16 protein-coding genes are annotated in these 16,071 nt (G+C 62.0%); 2 read left to right on the top strand and 14 right to left on the bottom strand.

Going from position 1 to position 16,071, the window contains the following annotated elements; translation table 11 throughout:
• Nucleotides 1-76: 76 nt before the first annotated feature.
• Nucleotides 77-625, bottom strand: a complete 549-nt coding sequence (locus GSQ80_RS03420; RefSeq protein WP_254059426.1) for a Crp/Fnr family transcriptional regulator — start codon at nt 623-625, stop codon at nt 77-79.
• Between the two features lie 359 nt (nt 626-984).
• On the opposite strand from GSQ80_RS03420, the gene GSQ80_RS03415 reads away from it, so the two are divergent.
• Entirely contained in the window at nt 985-2,718 is a 1,734-nt protein-coding gene (locus GSQ80_RS03415) for an RNB domain-containing ribonuclease (RefSeq protein ID WP_158786085.1), read from the top strand.
• On the opposite strand, the gene GSQ80_RS03410 is transcribed toward GSQ80_RS03415, so the two are convergent.
• The 12 genes from GSQ80_RS03410 to GSQ80_RS03355 all read right to left on the bottom strand — a co-directional run bounded on the left by GSQ80_RS03410 (nt 2,707) and on the right by GSQ80_RS03355 (nt 13,538).
• Entirely contained in the window at nt 2,707-3,225 is a 519-nt protein-coding gene (locus GSQ80_RS03410) for a GNAT family N-acetyltransferase (RefSeq protein WP_158786084.1), read from the bottom strand. The two genes, GSQ80_RS03415 and GSQ80_RS03410, sit on opposite strands and share 12 nt — an antisense overlap.
• Nucleotides 3,226-3,238: 13 nt before the next feature.
• Entirely contained in the window at nt 3,239-4,513 is a 1,275-nt protein-coding gene (locus GSQ80_RS03405; protein WP_158786083.1) for an aminopeptidase, read from the bottom strand.
• Between the two features lie 70 nt (nt 4,514-4,583).
• Complete coding sequence (dapB, locus tag GSQ80_RS03400; RefSeq protein WP_158786082.1) at nt 4,584-5,288, bottom strand: 4-hydroxy-tetrahydrodipicolinate reductase; 705 nt, start codon at nt 5,286-5,288, stop codon at nt 4,584-4,586.
• 9 nt (nt 5,289-5,297) lie between these two features.
• Nucleotides 5,298-5,852 (bottom strand): hypothetical protein, encoded by a 555-nt coding sequence (locus tag GSQ80_RS03395; protein ID WP_158786081.1) that lies wholly within the window; start codon nt 5,850-5,852, stop codon nt 5,298-5,300.
• Between the two features lie 120 nt (nt 5,853-5,972).
• Nucleotides 5,973-7,433: a lysine-sensitive aspartokinase 3 gene (gene lysC, locus GSQ80_RS03390; protein WP_158786080.1), complete on the bottom strand. Its 1,461-nt coding sequence runs from the start codon at nt 7,431-7,433 to the stop codon at nt 5,973-5,975.
• The gene (gene asd / locus GSQ80_RS03385; protein ID WP_158786079.1) at nt 7,430-8,560 is read right to left on the bottom strand and encodes an aspartate-semialdehyde dehydrogenase; all 1,131 of its coding nucleotides are present in this window, start codon (nt 8,558-8,560) and stop codon (nt 7,430-7,432) included. Before asd ends, lysC begins: the two co-directional genes overlap by 4 nt.
• Before the next feature lie 118 nt (nt 8,561-8,678).
• Nucleotides 8,679-8,990, bottom strand: a complete 312-nt coding sequence (locus tag GSQ80_RS03380; RefSeq protein WP_158786078.1) for a hypothetical protein — start codon at nt 8,988-8,990, stop codon at nt 8,679-8,681.
• A gap of 82 nt (nt 8,991-9,072) precedes the next feature.
• Nucleotides 9,073-9,846, bottom strand: a complete 774-nt coding sequence (locus GSQ80_RS03375) for a carboxypeptidase regulatory-like domain-containing protein (RefSeq protein WP_254059409.1) — start codon at nt 9,844-9,846, stop codon at nt 9,073-9,075.
• A 30-nt stretch (nt 9,847-9,876) separates the two neighbouring features.
• A complete protein-coding gene (gene nrdR / locus GSQ80_RS03370; protein ID WP_158786076.1) occupies nt 9,877-10,362 on the bottom strand; it encodes a transcriptional regulator NrdR in 486 nt (161 codons plus the stop codon).
• A gap of 62 nt (nt 10,363-10,424) precedes the next feature.
• Nucleotides 10,425-11,507, bottom strand: a complete 1,083-nt coding sequence (locus GSQ80_RS03365; protein ID WP_254059408.1) for a lysylphosphatidylglycerol synthase transmembrane domain-containing protein — start codon at nt 11,505-11,507, stop codon at nt 10,425-10,427.
• Nucleotides 11,507-12,277 carry a lytic transglycosylase domain-containing protein gene (locus tag GSQ80_RS03360; RefSeq protein WP_254059407.1) on the bottom strand — a complete coding sequence of 257 codons (771 nt, stop codon included), beginning with the start codon at nt 12,275-12,277 and terminating at the stop codon, nt 11,507-11,509. The genes GSQ80_RS03365 and GSQ80_RS03360 overlap by 1 nt, the downstream gene beginning before the upstream one ends.
• Before the next feature lie 343 nt (nt 12,278-12,620).
• A complete protein-coding gene (locus tag GSQ80_RS03355; RefSeq protein ID WP_158786075.1) occupies nt 12,621-13,538 on the bottom strand; it encodes an HAD-IIB family hydrolase in 918 nt (305 codons plus the stop codon).
• Nucleotides 13,539-13,605: 67 nt separating this feature from the next.
• On the opposite strand from GSQ80_RS03355, the gene GSQ80_RS03350 reads away from it, so the two are divergent.
• Complete coding sequence (locus GSQ80_RS03350; protein WP_158786074.1) at nt 13,606-14,862, top strand: threonine synthase; 1,257 nt, start codon at nt 13,606-13,608, stop codon at nt 14,860-14,862.
• Here the strand turns inward: GSQ80_RS03350 and GSQ80_RS03345 are convergent, their stop codons facing one another.
• On the bottom strand, nt 14,863-15,780 hold the full coding sequence (locus GSQ80_RS03345) for a DMT family transporter (RefSeq protein WP_158786073.1): 918 nt from the start codon (nt 15,778-15,780) through the stop codon (nt 14,863-14,865).
• Nucleotides 15,781-16,071: the final 291 nt, after the last annotated feature.

The raw sequence follows: 16,071 nt of genomic DNA, 5'->3' as shown, positions 1-16,071 counted from the left end.
GGCCTCAGGATAGAGACGTTGCCGCTCGGGGTCCCTCTCGAGCGGCAACTAGATTTAAGGGGTTGGGTGGGAGGGTCTAGCGGTATCGTGCTTCGAGGCGACCGGGGTTGTTGAGGGTCATCCGGTCGTCGCTCTGATCGACGAGGCCCTCGCGGCGGAAGCGGGTGAGGAGGCGGCTGACGGTTTCGCGGGAGAGGCCTGCCATGCTGCCGAGCTCTTCCTGGTTAAGTTGCATGTGGAAGGAAATGGGGAGGTTGGCTGGGGTGGGGCAGTGGCTGCCGTGGTCTGTACGGGCCCAGTCAAGAAGGGTGCTGGCGAGTTTGCCGGCGGCGGAGGTATGGAGAGCGAGGCGACGCGCGGAGAGGAAGGCGCTTTGATACTCGCGTGCGATGGCCAAAGCGGTGATGAGGCTGACGTCGGGGTTGGTTTTCATGACGCGGATGTAGTCGGCGCGGGGGATGGATTTGATGGTGCAGGGGGAGAGGGTCTCGGCGGTGACGCGGTGGGCGGTTTGCTCATGCAAAGCGGCGAGGCCGAGGATGTCGCCGGGGCCGGCGACACGGAGGAGGAAGAGACGGCCATTGCTGGAGGAGGCGGTGACTTTGACGCGGCCGGCGCAAAGGATCAGGAGGTGATCGGCGGGTAAGCCTTCGTGGAAGAGGACTGCGTGGGATTCGCGATGGCGACAAATTCCGATGGAATCGAAGTCGCGCAGAGCCTTGGATGAGAGCGTGTCGAAGGCCGGGGCGCCGAGAACCGAACAGTTTTGACAGTTGCGAGGGAGAATGGCAGGCCTCCTGGGAGTTGAGCGCGTAAGCGAAGGCAGTTCAATGTTCTACCAGGGGTTGCGGGGAGCGCTGTACCGGATTGCTCTAGTTGTAAAGAAAGGGAGAGGCTCGTTGGCCCGTCGAGGGAACAGATCCGTTCTGCTGACATGGAAGCGGGGAAGGCGAGGGGTAGGGGTTGCGTGGTAGTCTGCGGAGCATGTCTGAACATAGCTACCGCCAGCGTGGCGGAGGTCGCTCGCAAGGTTTCTCGTCCATTCCTTCTTCACAACAGCAACCACAGCATCCGCAGGGATCGCACGAAGAATCGCAGCCGACGCATGGTGGGCATGGTGGCGGTTTTGACCTGGCTCAATCGGCGCTGGATGAGATGCATGCGGCCGGGTTCAAGCCGGAGTTTGGGCCGGGGGTAGATCAGCAGACGGCGGCGATTGAGAAGGTGCTGGCGCAGCTGACGCCGACGGCGGGCGTGGAGGATTTGAGGGGGTTGGGATGGTCGTCGATCGACAACGATACGTCGAAGGACCTGGACCAGATTGAGGTCGCGGAGCGTATTGCGGGTGGGATCAAACTGAGGGTGGCGATTGGGGATGTGGCGGCGGCGGTGGCGCAGGGAAGTCCGATCGATCAACATGCGCAGGCGCAGACGCAGACGATTTATACGGCAGTGAAGAATTTTCCGATGCTGCCTCTGGAGCTGTCGACGGGTGTGACGTCGCTGAACGAGAGTGGCGACCGGCAGGCCGTGATGATGACGTTCACGGTGGGGCCGGATGGCGAGATGCTGGATGAGAATGTGTCGCTGGCGCTGGTGAGGAATCGGGCGCAGCTGGCGTACTCGCGGGTGGGACCGTGGCTGGAGAATACGGCAGCGGGCGTGGTGGATAACGATGTGATGTCGTTGCGGTCGGATAGCGCGCGGGAGCATGATGCGGATGCTTCTCTGTTTACAGCGCCCGGACCGTTGGGGGCGAACTGGTTAGTGGAGCAGTTGAAGCTGCAGGATGAGGCGGCGCAGGCGCTGCATACGGCGCGGGTGAAGAACGGAGCGCTGGAGTTTCACAAGTCGGAGGCTGATCCGGTGGTGGTGGATGGGCGCGTGATTTCGGTGCAGGAGGCGATACAGAATCGCGCGATGAATTTGATTGAGGACTTGATGGTGGCGGCGAATGGTGTGATGGCGCGGGCGCTGCGCAAGGGCGGGCGCAGTGGATTGCAGCGGGTGGTGAAGGTGCCGGCGCGTTGGGATCGGATTGTAGCGCTGGCGGCGCAGCATGGGATCGAGTTGCCGGCGGTGCCGAACTCGGTGTTGCTGAATGATTTTCTGGAGGTGCAGCGGAGGACGGATTCGGTTCACTATCCGGATATTGCGGTGGCGGTGATCAAGTTGATGGGGCCGGGTGAGTACATGTTGATGCGGCCGGATGACGATCCGACGGGACACTTTGGTTTGGCGGCACGTGACTATACGCACTCGACTGCACCGAATCGGCGGTTTCCGGATTTGGTGACGCAGAGGGTTCTGCACGCGATGGCGCATGGAGAGCCCGCGCCTTATAGTGACGGGGATCTTACGGCGATTGCGGCGCACTGCAATGATGCGGACAAGGCGTTGCGGAAGATTGAACGCGATATGCAGAAGCGCGTTGCCGCGGTGGCAATGGCGTCGCATATTGGCGAAGTGTTTGCGGCCGTCGTCACCGGGTCGAGCGACAAGGGTGTGTATGCGCGCGTACTTCAGCCGCCGTTTGAGGGACGCGTGATCCAGGGCGAGCAGGGGCTGGATGTGGGCGACAAGGTGAGCGTGAAGCTGCTGCACACGGATCCGGCGCGGGCGTTTATTGATTTTGCGAAAGTGGGAATGCGGGCGGTGACGCCTGCTGTGGGATCCGCGGTCGGGGGGAAGGCGCCGGTGGCTGCGTCACATTCCTAGCTCTTTGTGGATTGCAAGATCTTTGCGGAGAAAGATAGTGGCCTCGGCGTTCTGGTTGTAGCGAGGGCAGTCGGTGTAGCCGCGGCCGCGGTACATGGTGATGGCGGCCTGGAAGTTTTCTTTGCTGTCGAGGTAGATCCAGCGGAGGCCGGAGTCGCGGGCAGTGTCTTCGAGCGTGTCCATGAGGCGGGCGGCGATGTTGTGGCCGCGGAACTCGGGGAGGACGAAGAGGCGCTTGCACTCAGCGGCTTGGGGAATGGTGTCGAGGGCGCGGTAGAGAACGCAGCCAGCGATAGTATTTGCCGCGGCGCTTTGTGCTGTGGTGGCTGTGGGAGAGAGTTCGGCTAAGAAGAAACCGTAGGGATGTTGGTTGAGGGTTGCGTGGAGTGACTGCTCGTCTTCGGTGTGGTGCACGTCTCCTTCGCTGTAATAGAGCTGAAGGAGAGCGTGCAGGGAGGGGAGATCGCTCGCGGTTGCGCGACGGATGGAGACTGTTGCAGGAGGCATGACATTGCTCGCGCTAAACCCAGTCGCCGTCGCGCATGAGGGGTTCGGCGGTGCCATCGGCGGAGATGCCGTCGACGTTCATGGTGGGGCCGCCGATCATCCAGTCGACGTGGATGAGGCTGTCGTTGGCGCCGAGAGCGGAGAGCTCTTCCTTGGACATCTTGTCGCCGCCGATGAGGCAGGTGGAGTAGGCCTGGCCAAGCGCGATGTGGCTGGCGGCGTTCTCGTCGAAGAGGGTGTTCCAGAAGAGGATGCCGGACTGCGCGATGGGCGAGTTGTGGGGGACGAGAGCAACTTCGCCAAGCTGGCGTGCGCCTTCGTCTGTGGAAATGAGTTTGTTGATGGCAGCTTCGCCGGCGGTGGCGGTCGCTTTGACGATCTTGCCGTCCTTGAAGGTGCAGCGGATGTTTTCGATCAGCGTGCCCTGGTGCGAGAGGGGTTTGGAGGCGGCTACGTGGCCGTTGACGCGCGCCTTGTGGGGTGTGGTGAAGCACTCCTCGGTGGGGATGTTGGCGTTGCAGTAGAAGCCGTTGCTGGCCGTGGAACCGCCGCCGGCCCAAAGGTGTTGATCGGCTAGACCGACGGTCAGGTCGGTGGCATTGTCGGGGGTGAAGAAGCGGATGGAGTGGTAGCGCTTGTGGTTGAGGTAGTCGACGCGCAGGGTGAGGTTGGCGTTGTGCTGTTTCCAATCGGCGATGGGATCTTCGCCGGTGATGCGGGAGGTGAAGAAGATGGCTTCCCAGAGATTGGAGAGGGCGAGCTCGGGGGAATCGTTGGGAAAGACGAGCGCGGCCCAGGCGGGGGTGGCGGCGGCTACTATGGTCCAGTTGATTGCGAAGCGGGTGATGAGTTCCATGGCGGGCTTGTAGGCCACCGACATGGCGGTGTTCGCGCGCGAAACTTTGGCGGGATCCTGGCCAGCCAGCAGCGCAGGATTGGCGCCGGTGATGCCCATGCGGGCGGCGTTGGATTTGTAGGCGGCGGCGAGGGCGTCGTAGTACCAAGTGGGCGCGTAGTCGAAGCTGCCGTCGGGCGCGTGCTGGTAGCGGGCGAGGCTGGCGGCATCGTCGGCGTAGAAGGTGGTGACTAGTTTGGCTCCGGCTTTGTAGGCTTGTTCAGTGATGCGGCGGACGAGCGGAACGGCTTCGATGGGAGCCGTGATGACGAGCTCCTGATCGGGCTGGAGGCCGGCGCCGATACGGACGGCGACTTCGGCGAGGCGGTCAAGCTTATGTTCGAAGGGAAGGAGAGCGAAGGGGGCGTGCGCGAGGGCGGTTGCAGAACTCATGATGCAAGGGTAGGCGGCAGCGGCGATGTATGCAACTTTGCAGGGCGGGGTCTGGTGTTGACGGGTGGGTCTAGAGCTCGGTGAAGACTTCGTGGAAATCGTAGACGCCGGTGTGGGTGGTGAGCCATTCGGCGGCGCGGACGGCACCTTCGGCGAACGGGCGGCGAGATTTGGATTCGTGGGTGAGGATGAGGCGGTCGCAGGTGCCGGTGGCAATGAGGGAGTGGATGCCTTCTACATCGCCCGTGCGGTTGGCCGTGATGACAATTTCATTGTTGGGGCTGGCGTCTTTGAGGTCGAGTGTGGCGAGGACGGCGTCGCGGAGGGTGAGGGCGGTGCCGCTGGGTGCGTCGAGTTTGCTGACGTGATGGGTTTCGGAGATGGTGAAGGCGTAGCCTGCGTCCTTGAGGGTGGTGGTCATCTCTTTGGCTAGCTTGAGCATCATCTGCATGCCGATGGAGTAGTTGGTGCCATAAAGGAGCGCGGTTTTGTGTTGGGCGGCGAGGGCGCGGAGTTCGGGTAGCTGGCCGTACCAGCCGGTGGTGCCGATGACCATGCGAATGCCGTTGGGAAGGCAGGCGCGCATGTTGGCGACGACGGCAGTGGGGGTGGTGAAGTCGATGGCGACGTCGAAGTCTTTGAGGAAGGCGGGGGTGAGGGCGGAAGCGTTGGCGTTTTCGCTCGAGGCGAGAACGCGAACGGTGTGGCTGCGCTCGGAGGCTACTTCTGCTACGAGTCTGCCGGTCTTGCCGGCACCGAGAATTAGGATGCGCATGGGACTAGTTTAGACCCGCGGCGAAGGAGATGCAGCTCGGCGGGAAAGGTAGAGGTAGGTGAGTGCGGATACCGTCAGCCAGAGCACGCCGAGGACAATCGTTACGTAGGTTGGCACATCACGGAAAGCGGCGAATGTCCTCCAGCGAATGTCGGTGATCGCGATAAGGCAGACGCCAGAGACGGCGAACGATTGTGCGCGTGAGGTTGGGAATGACCAGCAGGCGATAATTAGCAGCCATCCAGCAATGCTAAAAACGCCATGCCATGAAGGCCTGAGATGAATGAATCGGTTTACCAGCAGGAGAGCTGTACCCGCTACAGCGAAGAGTGCATCAATCCATGACGTTGAGGGCTTGTCTTGGGGCTCTGGGGAGAGTTGGTCGTGAAGCTGATAGAGGTTCCAAACAACGGAACCGGTGAGAAGGATGCCGAGCAGACTTGCGACGGATGTGAGTCTGTGAGAGAGGGCGACGAAAGCGTGGAGGTTGGCGAGCAAGAGCGAGGCGGATGCGATGAATAGTAGTGTTGAGCGGGATTTGATGTTGACGTGAACTGGCGCCATCGCTGGGGTACCCCTCGAAGAGTATCGGCGGTGCGAGCAGAATACAAGGATCCTTCGACTACGCGCTGCGCGCTTCGCTCAGGATGACGGCAACATAAGGGCGTCCACGAATGAAAAATTCTAAACGTTGTCCATTGCCGCGACGCGAGCTTCGATGTCGAAGATGGTGGGGTCGGGGTTGGCGAAGAATTTTTTGTGGAGGGAGCGGAGGGCTTCGTCTACGTCTTCTTCGTTGACCATGAAGCTCATGTTGATTTCGCTGGCGCCCTGCGAGATCATGCGCACGTTGACGTGGGCGATGGAGGAGAAGACCTGGCCGGAGATGCCGGACTGGCCGCGAATGTCTTCGCCGACCAGGCAGATGAGAGCTTTGTTGCCTTCGTATTTGACGTCGGCGATCTGGCCGAGGTCGGCGCAGATGGCAGGCAGGGCTTCCTTGGAGTCGACGGTAACGGAGACGGAGATCTCGGAGGTGGAGACCATGTCGATGGCGCAGCCGTGCTTGTCGAAGATGGCGAAGACGGCGGCGAGGAAGCCGTGCGCGAGGAGCATGCGGCTGGCGACGATGTCGATGATGGTGAGTTTCTTTTTCGCCGCGATGGACTTGAAGGGGCTGGCGCAGGGTGGAGGCGTGGCGGTGATTTTGGTGCCTTCATTGTCGGCGTTGCGGGAGTTGAGAACGAAGACGGGGATGTTCTTTTGCACTGCGGGGAGGATGGTCGCGGGGTGAAGAACTTTCGCGCCGAAGTAGGCTAACTCGGCGGCTTCTTCGAAGGAGATGGTTTTGACGCGCAGGGCTTCGGGGACAATACGCGGGTCGGTGGTCATGATGCCGTTGACGTCGGTCCAGATTTCGATGGCGCCGGCGTGGAGAGCGCCGCCGACGATGGCGGCGGTGTAGTCGGAGCCGCCGCGGCCGAGGGTGGTGGTGATGCCGTTGCAGGAGCCGATAAAGCCGCCCATGACGGGGACGCGACCGAGGTCGATGAGGGGGAGGACTTGCTCGGTGAGCGCGGCTTCGATGGCGGGCTCGTTGGGAGCTGCCTTGCCGTAGTGGTTGTCGGTGAGGATGACGGTGCGGGCGTCGACGTGGGTGCTGGGGATGGATTGCTGGGCGAAGGCTGCGGTGACGAGGACGGACGAGAGGCGCTCGCCGAAGCTCACTACGTTGTCCGAGGTGCGCGGCGTGAGTTCGCCTACGGCGGAGATGCCGCGGAGAAGGTCGTCGAGGGTGTCGAAGTCGTGGTGGATGTTGAGCTGGAGACTGGTGAGGCGGTCGCCGTGTTCGTCGGGATGGGAGTTGGGAGGGTTGGAGACGAGCTCGGCGGCGGTGTTGAGATGGCGGGTCCGCAGGGCGTCGGAGATCTTGAGGGCCTCTTCGCGATCGTTGCGGCCGGCGGCTGCTGCGGCAGCGAGCAGGGTATCGGTGACCCTGGACATCGCGGAGACAACGACGATTGGGTTGAGGTTCCTACGCAGGCGCGAGGCGACGATGGCGGCGGTGCGAAGAATGGCGGTGGCGTCCTCGACGGAAGTTCCGCCGAACTTCATGACGACGATGTTGCTGCGCGGTGTGCTCATGCAGGCACCAGCGTCGCTGATTTTTCACCAGACGAGATCGGTGGGTACGCGCGGAAGTCGAACTTGCCCATGACGGCGAGGATTTCGGCGTTGAGGAGGGCGGCGCCGGCGGCTCCGCGAATGGTGTTGTGGGAGAGCAGGGTGAACTTCCAGTCGAAGAGGGAGCAGGGGCGGAGGCGGCCGACGGTGGTGGCCATGCCGTTGCCGCGCATGAGGTCGAGGCGAGGCTGGGGGCGGGTGTCTTCGGGCGCGTACTCGACTGGGTAGAGCGGCGCTGAGGGGAGGTGCAGGCCGTCGAGACCCTGGCCGTGGAGGGGCTGGAATTCGGCCCAGGCCTGGAGGATCTGCTCGTGGGTTGCGGGCTTGCGGAGCTTGATGCTGACGCACTCGGTGTGACCGTCGACTACGGCGACACGGTTGCAGTGTGCGGAGAGAGTGAGGGGCGCGGGCTCGAAGCCAGAGGTGGAAGCCGTGCCGAGCAGCTTGGCTACTTCTTCCTGGAGCTTCTCTTCTTCATTCTTGATGTAGGGGATGACGTTGCCGAGGATGTCGAGTGAGGCTACGCCGGGATAGCCGGCGCCGGAGACGGCTTGCAGGGTGGAGACGAAAAGTTTGTCGATGCCGAAGCGGGCTTCGAGAGGAGCGAGGGGGAGAACTAAGCCAATCGCACAGCAGTTGGGATTGGTGACGATGTAGCCGCCTGATCGCTTGCGGGTGGGTTGTTGTTCGATGAAGGCGAGGTGGTCGGCGTTGACCTCGGGGACTACGAGGGGGACGTCGGGGGCCATGCGGAAGGCGGACGAGTTGGAGATGACGGCGCAACCGGCGGCGGCGAAGAGAGGCTCGAGCTCGCGGGCGATGGGAGCGTCGACGGAGGAGAAGATAACGCGCGGGATTTCGCTGGTGGAGAGCTCGGGGATGTTTGGCTGCAGGACCATGCCTGCGATGCGTTTGGGGAGCGGCGTGTCGAGGCGCCAGGCGCAGGCTTCGGCGTAAGTCTTGCCGGCGCTGCGATCGCTGGCGGCGAGCCAGGTGATGTTGAACCAGGGATGGTTTTCCAGAAGCTGGATGAACCGCTGACCGACCATGCCGGTTGCGCCGAGAATGCCTACGTTTCGCCGTTCCATATCTGTCTAGGATATCGCAGGCGTGAGCATTCAGAGGCTATGAAAAGGTCACGTATTTCGGGTGTGAATGAAAAGCAGCGCAGGGAGATTCCGCTGCGCTGCTTTGGGTGGGAATGGCCTAGTCGACGTAGGTGACGCGGCGGCGGGAGTAGACGCGGGAACCGCCACCACCCCAGGCTGCGAGCAGACCGATGACGTGGATGAGGAACCAGAGGCCGATACCTTGATCGCTGTAGATCCAGAAGAGGATCAAGAGGCGTGGGATGAGCAGAGCGACGATGACGGGGATGATGCCGACGACGGCCGGGATGTACTGCGTCATGCTGTGCTGGAACCACGCGACCACGATGCAGATGCGCGGAAGGAAGAGAGAGAGAACGAGAAACCAGAGAGGGATGGTGTGGGTGGCAAGGTCAAGATGGACGTTCATGCGTGCTGGCTCCTGGCGTGCGCTTTACGCTGCTTGAGTTGAGTTGCTGGTTGCGTAGTGAAACGATACTCCCGGTTGGATGCTATTTGGCGGAGAAAGTGAAGCTCGCCTGGGCAGCCGATTTTGGAGGGACGGTGATCTGGACGTCCTGCTCGCCTAGTTTTTCGTGGACCGCAGCCAGGGTGTAGGTGCCGGGCGGGACGTCGGTAATAGTAAATTTGCCATCGGTGCCGGTGACAGCGAACCATGGATTGGGGGCGACGTTGATGAACGCGCTCATCCAGGGATGGTTGTTGCAGCGGACGGGGACCATCACTTCAGGTGTGGGGAAGGCCCGGGTGCGGGGAGCGCTGTTGGCGGGCTGGGAGATGTCGATGGAGACGGTGCCCGGCTGGTCGGGCATGGTGTGGATGTTGTGCACGGTCGAGTCAGAGTTGATGAAGGTGACGGAGCCGCCTTGCTGAACGGCGATGACGTGCGGGGAATAGCGGCAGCCCTTCTGATTGAGACGGACAGGCGGAGCGTTCGGGAGGGCGGTGTAACCAGGCGCTCCAGACTTGATGTAAACGTAGACGTTTGCCAGCTGCTGGTCGGTGACGATGGTCTGCTCGGTGAGATAGGGCAGGTCGGGGAGCTTGCAGGCTGGGTCGGCTGACATGTCGATGGGGATGCGCGCAGGGGGTTGACCATCGAAGCGGACGACGCCGGAGATGGTGCCAGCGGTGGCGCGGTTGACGGGTGGCGCGGCGTGCACGGTTATGTGCGTGGCGGCGGGCGCGGAGGTGGCGGGAGTGGGTGGCTCCTTGCAGCCGGTGAGGATGAGCGCGCACAGGAGGACAGCGGGGATTCGAGGCATCACCATGCTCCTTTGGATGCTGAGGTGGATTTAACGGGGATTGGGGCGTTTGTTGCGGGAGTCTTTGCCGCTGAGCAGGCCTTCAAGTTCGATCTTGAATTCGTTGACGTCTTTGAAGTCGCGATAGACGCTGGCGAAGCGGATGTAGGCGACAGTGTCGATGTCTTTGAGGCGGTGCATGATGAGTTCGCCGATTGATGCGGTGGAGCGCTCGCGCTCAGGGCTGTCGATGACGAAGGCTTCCACGGCGTCGACGATCTCCTGCATCTGGGTGACGGAGACTTTGCGTTTCTGGCAGGAGTGGAGCAGGCCGGCGAGGACCTTTTGGCGGTCGAAGTTTTCGCGGCGGCCGTCTTTCTTGACGACCATATAGGGGATCTCGTCGAGGCGCTCGTAGGTGGTGAAGCGCTTGTTGCAGCGTTCGCACTCGCGGCGGCGACGGATGGAGTCGGCTTCTTTGCTCTCGCGGCTATCGATGACCTTGTCTTCAGTGAAGCCGCAGTACGGACATTTCATAAGCTCTCATTTTACTGCTACGCGCAGGGCGGTCCTGCGCGGACGGCGGGCGTTGAGTGCGGCTATGGTGCGGGGGCTGTTGCGGCTTCGCGGAGGGAGATGCCTTCGAAGTGGGCGGCGATAAAGCCGCCGGGAATGATGGCGAGGTTCGCGACGAACAGGAGGACGACGCCGCAGGCCGTGGCGGTCTCGAGGGGGACGTTGAAGAAGCCATGCAGGGCGGCGGCGAGGACCGCGATCTGGGTGAACCAGCCGAGGATTGGAAGCTGGATCAGTGAGCCGCCTAGGCCGGTGGCGAGCAGCAACATGGTGCCGGCGAAGCTGAGGTTGGCTAGGGATGGTGTGGCGCGGAAGGCGTGGACGGCTTCGAGGTACATGAAGGCGATGAGCAGCCACATGCCGAGGGAAATGGCGAGCGCGGAGAAGAATTCTCCGAAGGTGGAGATGATACGAAGGCCCTGGCTGAACTCGAGAATGCGGGCAGAGGCGGATTGCGCAAAGGAGTCTGACATGAGGCGAAGCAGGCTCGCGGCGCTGCTCGCGATGTGGTTGCCGGCGAGGCGGAGAGAGATGGCGAAGACGGCGAGGAAGAGCGTCGCCGCGAGGGAGACGGCGCCGGCGCGAGCGAAGGCTTCGTGGTGCGGCATGTTCTTTGGAGCGAAGGCGAGGGTGACGGAGAAGATGATGGCTGCGGAGGCGAGGTCGAAGGCGCGCTCGATGGAGTAAACAGCGAGCTGCGTGGCGACCGGGGTCTTGAGGCGACGTGCGATGAGGTAGGGGCGGCCGAGGTCGGCGAAGCGGCCAAACAGGGCGACGATGGTGAAGCCGATGAACTGAGAGGGAACCATCTCGAACGTGGTGGTCTTATGCAGCGGTTTGAGCAGCACGGACCAACGCCAGGCGCGCAGCACGTAGCCGAGATAGGTGGAGGCAAAGGCGATGAGAATGAGGACTGGAGAGACGGAACGAAGCTGATGGCCTAGCGATTTCCAATCAAAGGAGGCGTGGCCGCGGGCAAGCCAAATGATCAGGACGAGGAGAACCAGCACGACGGGAATCATGGTGCGGGAGGAGAAGATACCCTTTTTCGCGGAAGGCTGGGCAGGGACGCTGGAGACACCAGGAGAGAGGTCTGGGTTCGGCATCAGCGAGAGCCGAGGGACGCTACGGCAAGGGAGGCGGTGGGAGAGGAAAGTTGGGGGTGGGCATGCTCTGTCGCTCCATGTTCGAGGGCGAGCTTGCGGCGCTTGAACTCATTCATGACGCGAACGACGTAGGCGCGGGTTTCGCTGAAGGGGGGCACGCCATGATAGCGGTCGACGGCGGCGGGGCCTGCGTTGTAGGCCGCGAGCGCGAGGGCCAGACCGTGCGTGTCGTTGTGGGGGTCGTAGCGATCGAGGAGCTGATCGAGGTAGGTGGTGCCGCCGGCGATGTTTTGGTCGGGACGGAAGGCGTCGCTGACGCCGAGCTGATGGGCGGTGCCGGGCATGAGCTGCATGAGGCCACGGGCCCCGGTGCGGGAGACGGCGTTGGCGCGGCCGCCACTCTCGGCGCGGATGACGCTGGCGAGGAGGTCGGCGTCAATGTGGTGCTGGGCGCCGGCTGCGGTGATGAGTTCGGGAACGTTGGGGGCTGCGATTGCGGCAGAGGCCACGGGTGCGGACGGTGGTTGAGGAGGGTCGGGGAGGGTTTCTATGGTGGCGATGGATTGGCGGGAAAGATCGATGAAGTCCGAGGCCTGGGTGGTAAGGAAGAGGCGGATGTGGGAGTCGTCGATGGGCTCATAGCGGGCGCAATCGTAGGAGAAGCCATTGCGCAGCGTGACGCGCTGAAATGCGTCCGCACTTTTGCACAGGAAAGGTGCGAGGAGAAGGGCGGAACCTAGATAGATACGTGTTAGACGGTGAATCTGCACTGTTTATGAGACTATCATCGCGTTGATCCGGGTAGCAAAGAGATCGAGACTCCCTAGAAGTTTTCACCTGAACTGCCGATGTTGTTCGTGCTGGTTTTTTCCAATTGACTTTCAGGAGCGAACAGTTATGCGTTGTCAGAGCTGCCAGAAGGGCCGGATGTTTCGGTCGAAGCAGTCAAGCTTTGAACGGCTGCTGTATAGCCGTCTTGGGCTGTATCCGTGGCGATGTGCCGCGTGCATGAGTCGCAAGATGTTGCGGGCGCGGGAAGAGCAGCAGACCAAGCCCTCCCCGGTCTGGACTGGCTGAGCGAGTTTTCGGGTTGAGGCTACCGATGAATTGGAGCTAGACCGGAACCTGGCTTAGTACGGATTCGATGGCAACGGCGACACCATCCTCGTCATTTGAGGGGACGATGGTCCATCCGCTCGTGGAGGCGAGAGCCTTGAGGTCGTCGGGGGCATTGGACATGAGGGTGGCCTGGCCGGCTAGGCGGAGCATGGCGACGTCGTTCCAGTTGTCGCCGATAGCGAGGATGTCGGTTGGGGTGAGGCCACGGAGGTTGGAGAGGTGTCCGAGGGCAGAGGCCTTGGAGCAGCCCGCGGGAAGAATATCCAAGAGGGTGAGATCGGTTTCAGGGTAGGTGGTGCGGTGGAGTGCTACCTCGGCCTGAGTGTCTTCCTGCTCACCGACGGCGGTTACGAAGGGGTGCTGGTCGAGCAGGGCTTCTGCCTCGCGCATGCGATCGATGGGGCCGCAGAGCATCATCTGGATGGGTGGATTGGCGCCGGACTTGAGAGCGTCCTCGATGTGTTGGACATGCTGGATGTAGGGCTCGTTGGCGCGCATCCAGCGGCCGATGCTGGTGTGGAGATCGTCGAGATGTTCGACGATGAGGGCACCGCGGGAGTCTTCGCCGTCGGGGCCGGTGAGATCGAAGGTGAGGACGAGGGTGCTGCGGTAGTCATTGAGGTGCGCGCAGAGCCAGCGCGCGGTGGAGAGCGGCAAGTGTGTGCGATGAATGAGTTCGGAGCCAATGGTGCGGATGACCGTGCCGTTGGAGCTGACGACAGCGGATGAGTGCTGAAGGTTCAGGTCGCGGAGGACGCGCATGGCGAAGCTGTGGCGGCGGCCGGTGGAGATCACGATTTCGATGCCGGATGACTCGGCGAGGCGGAGGGCGGCGAGGTTTCGGGGGCTGACTTGGCCGGAGGAGTTGAGGAGCGTTCCGTCGAGGTCAATGGCGATGAGGCGAGGGGGCATGTGCTTCTAGGGTAGTCGAAGTCGGGTGACAGGCGGGTTACAAGGCGAATTGGATAGGATTGAGGGTATGCCGAAGATTGCTGCTCTTGAATGCTCGCGTTGCCACCATAGGATTTCCGCTGATACACCGCAGACGCTTTGCCCGTTGGATGGAGGGGTACTGTATGTGCGGTACGACATGGAGTCGCTGAAGATGACGGCGAGGCGGGAGCATCCGGCGGAGTTGGCTGCCGCGTCGAGCAAGAGCCTAGGGATGTGGCGCTATGCGGACGTATTGCCGGAGGTTGAGCCGGTGTCGCTGGGCGAGGGTTGGACCCCGATGCTGCGCAGTCGTCGGTATGAGGGGTTGTTTGTGAAGGAAGAGGGGGCGAATCCTACGGGGACGTTCAAGGCACGGGGAATGTCGATGGCGGTGTCGATGGCGAAGCAGTATGGCTTGCGGCATTTGGCGACGCCTTCGGCTGGCAATGCCGCTGGGGCTCTGGCGGCGTATGCTGCCGCGGCGCAGATGAAGGCGCATATCTTTATGCCGAAGGATGTGCCGTTCGCGAATTACCTTGAGGGCGTCGTGTATGGCGCGGATGTGCGGATGGTGGATGGGCTCATTTCGGATTGCGCGCGGATGGTGGGCGAGGAGATCAAGCGACAGAAGGAGGCAGGCGTTGCGGCGGATGATGCTTGGTTTGATATGTCGACGCTGAAGGAGCCGTTTCGCGTGGAGGGCAAGAAGACGATGGGGTATGAGCTGGTGGAGCAGTTGGGGTGGGAGTATCCGGATGCGGTGTTTTATCCGACGGGCGGCGGCGTTGGGCTGATTGGGATGTGGAAGGCGTTTGAGGAGATGGAGCAGTTGGGGTGGGTGACGGGCAAGCGGCCGCGGATGTATGCGCTGCAGGCTGCAGGATGCGCGCCGGTGGAGCGGGCGTTTGACGAGGGCAAGGCGGTGAGTGAGTTCTTCGATGGTGCGGCCACGTTTGCATCGGGGTTGCGGGTGCCGAAGCCTTATGGGGACAACATTATTCTGGAGATTGTGCGGGAGTCGGGTGGAAAGGTGGTGGCGTCCGACGATGCGGCGATCCTGGCGTCGATTCTGGATTGGGCGAAGGAGGAGGGGATCTTTCTTTCTCCAGAGGGCGCGGCGGCTACCGCGGCGTATGACACGCTGCTGGCTTCCGGCGAGATCAAACGTGGGGAACGGGTGGTGCTGTTCAATACCGGCGCGGGGTTGAAGTATGTGGACGTGATCGCGGAGGCGATGCATCTGCGGCGGCCGGGTTCGCTGCCTACCTCGTTGCCGGTGGGCGGGATTATTACGCCGGTCTAGTTAGACCATTGCTGGGTCCTGGGGTGAGGTGTTGGAGCGGGTAGTGAGGGCGATGGCGGCGATGAGGATCATGGCTCCGCCTAGCCAGGCGACGGGGCCGAGGTGTTCGCTGAGGAGAAAGACGCCTAGGAGTGAGCCGATGAGGGGTTCCATGTTGAGCAGGACTCCTGCTTGCGATGCGGGGACCTGGGTCATTCCCCAGTTCCAGAGCAGCGTGGTGGTGGCGGTGCAGAGCAGGCCGCTGGCGGCGAGGGCGAGCCACGCTTTGAGTGAAACTCCGTGGATGGGTGGTGCGCCGTACACGATGGGGACGTAGACGGCGAGCATGGCGGTGCCGATGGCGATGCCGTAGGCGGTGACCACGATGTGGCTGTGACGCTTCATGAGGCGCTGGTTGAAGAGGATCCAGAAGAGCGCGATGAAGAGGGAGAAGACGACGAGGAGATCGCCGGCAAGGGTTGGGCCTCCGTCGGTGTGATGATGCGTACCGCCGAGCGCGATGAGGGCTGCGCCGGTGGTGGAGAGGGCGAGAGCAGACCAGCCTAGCTTGCTGAGGCGTTCCTTGGCGAAGATGGTTGCGCCGACGGCAAGGATCACGGGCATCGTGCCGACCATGAGCGCGGCGTGCGAGACGGTGGTGAGGGAGAGGCCTTTGAACTGCAGGATGAACTGCAGGGGAACTCCCATGAAGGAGGCGAAGATGAGCATGCGCCATTCGGCAGCATTGAAGTTTGGGCGGTGTGTGAGGAGCAGAGGTGCAAGGCCGAGGAGGGCGAAGGCGAAGCGGTAGAAGACCATTGCGCCAACGCTCATCTCGGCGAGGGCGATCTTTCCGAAGTAGAACCCGCAACCCCAGAAGCTGCTGGCGAGGAACGCGGCGAGGAAGCCGAGGGTGCGGTGTTTTCCGAGTGTCTGCATGACGGTACCCCCCTCCCCCTGCTTTCACTTTTCGTTAGTGAAGTCGTTTGGAATGTGCTAGTTAGTAGGCGAAAGCTGCTTTCAAACGGCTCATTCTAAAAGGGTTACGGGTATCATTTTCTTTCTATTGGAGTTAGGGGGCAAATGTGAAGCTGTGGGTGCGGCTTTGGATTTGGGTCTAGTTAAAGTGTATCAAGTTGCGTAGGGAACTATGCCAAGTTCTGGAAATGGAAATCGCCGGTGTTGATGCGGGTTTTGTGATGTTTGGGGGTGGTTGGGGGGTTGACACGT

Source organism: Granulicella sp. L46, from assembly GCF_009765785.1.
Classification (GTDB): Bacteria; Acidobacteriota; Terriglobia; order Terriglobales; family Acidobacteriaceae; genus Granulicella.
This window is presented reverse-complemented; position numbering and strand designations above follow the sequence as displayed.

Coding starts and splice junctions, on each gene's coding strand:
- GSQ80_RS03415 (WP_158786085.1), top strand. CDS start 985: ATGTCTGAACATAGCTACCGCCAGCGTGGCGGAGGTCGCTCGCAAGGT.
- GSQ80_RS03410 (WP_158786084.1), bottom strand. CDS start 3,225: ATGCCTCCTGCAACAGTCTCCATCCGTCGCGCAACCGCGAGCGATCTC.
- GSQ80_RS03405 (WP_158786083.1), bottom strand. CDS start 4,513: ATGAGTTCTGCAACCGCCCTCGCGCACGCCCCCTTCGCTCTCCTTCCC.
- dapB (WP_158786082.1), bottom strand. CDS start 5,288: ATGCGCATCCTAATTCTCGGTGCCGGCAAGACCGGCAGACTCGTAGCA.
- GSQ80_RS03395 (WP_158786081.1), bottom strand. CDS start 5,852: ATGGCGCCAGTTCACGTCAACATCAAATCCCGCTCAACACTACTATTC.
- lysC (WP_158786080.1), bottom strand. CDS start 7,433: ATGAGCACACCGCGCAGCAACATCGTCGTCATGAAGTTCGGCGGAACT.
- asd (WP_158786079.1), bottom strand. CDS start 8,560: ATGGAACGGCGAAACGTAGGCATTCTCGGCGCAACCGGCATGGTCGGT.
- GSQ80_RS03380 (WP_158786078.1), bottom strand. CDS start 8,990: ATGAACGTCCATCTTGACCTTGCCACCCACACCATCCCTCTCTGGTTT.
- GSQ80_RS03375 (WP_254059409.1), bottom strand. CDS start 9,846: ATGCCTCGAATCCCCGCTGTCCTCCTGTGCGCGCTCATCCTCACCGGC.
- nrdR (WP_158786076.1), bottom strand. CDS start 10,362: ATGAAATGTCCGTACTGCGGCTTCACTGAAGACAAGGTCATCGATAGC.
- GSQ80_RS03365 (WP_254059408.1), bottom strand. CDS start 11,507: ATGCCGAACCCAGACCTCTCTCCTGGTGTCTCCAGCGTCCCTGCCCAG.
- GSQ80_RS03355 (WP_158786075.1), bottom strand. CDS start 13,538: ATGCCCCCTCGCCTCATCGCCATTGACCTCGACGGAACGCTCCTCAAC.
- GSQ80_RS03350 (WP_158786074.1), top strand. CDS start 13,606: ATGCCGAAGATTGCTGCTCTTGAATGCTCGCGTTGCCACCATAGGATT.
- GSQ80_RS03345 (WP_158786073.1), bottom strand. CDS start 15,780: ATGCAGACACTCGGAAAACACCGCACCCTCGGCTTCCTCGCCGCGTTC.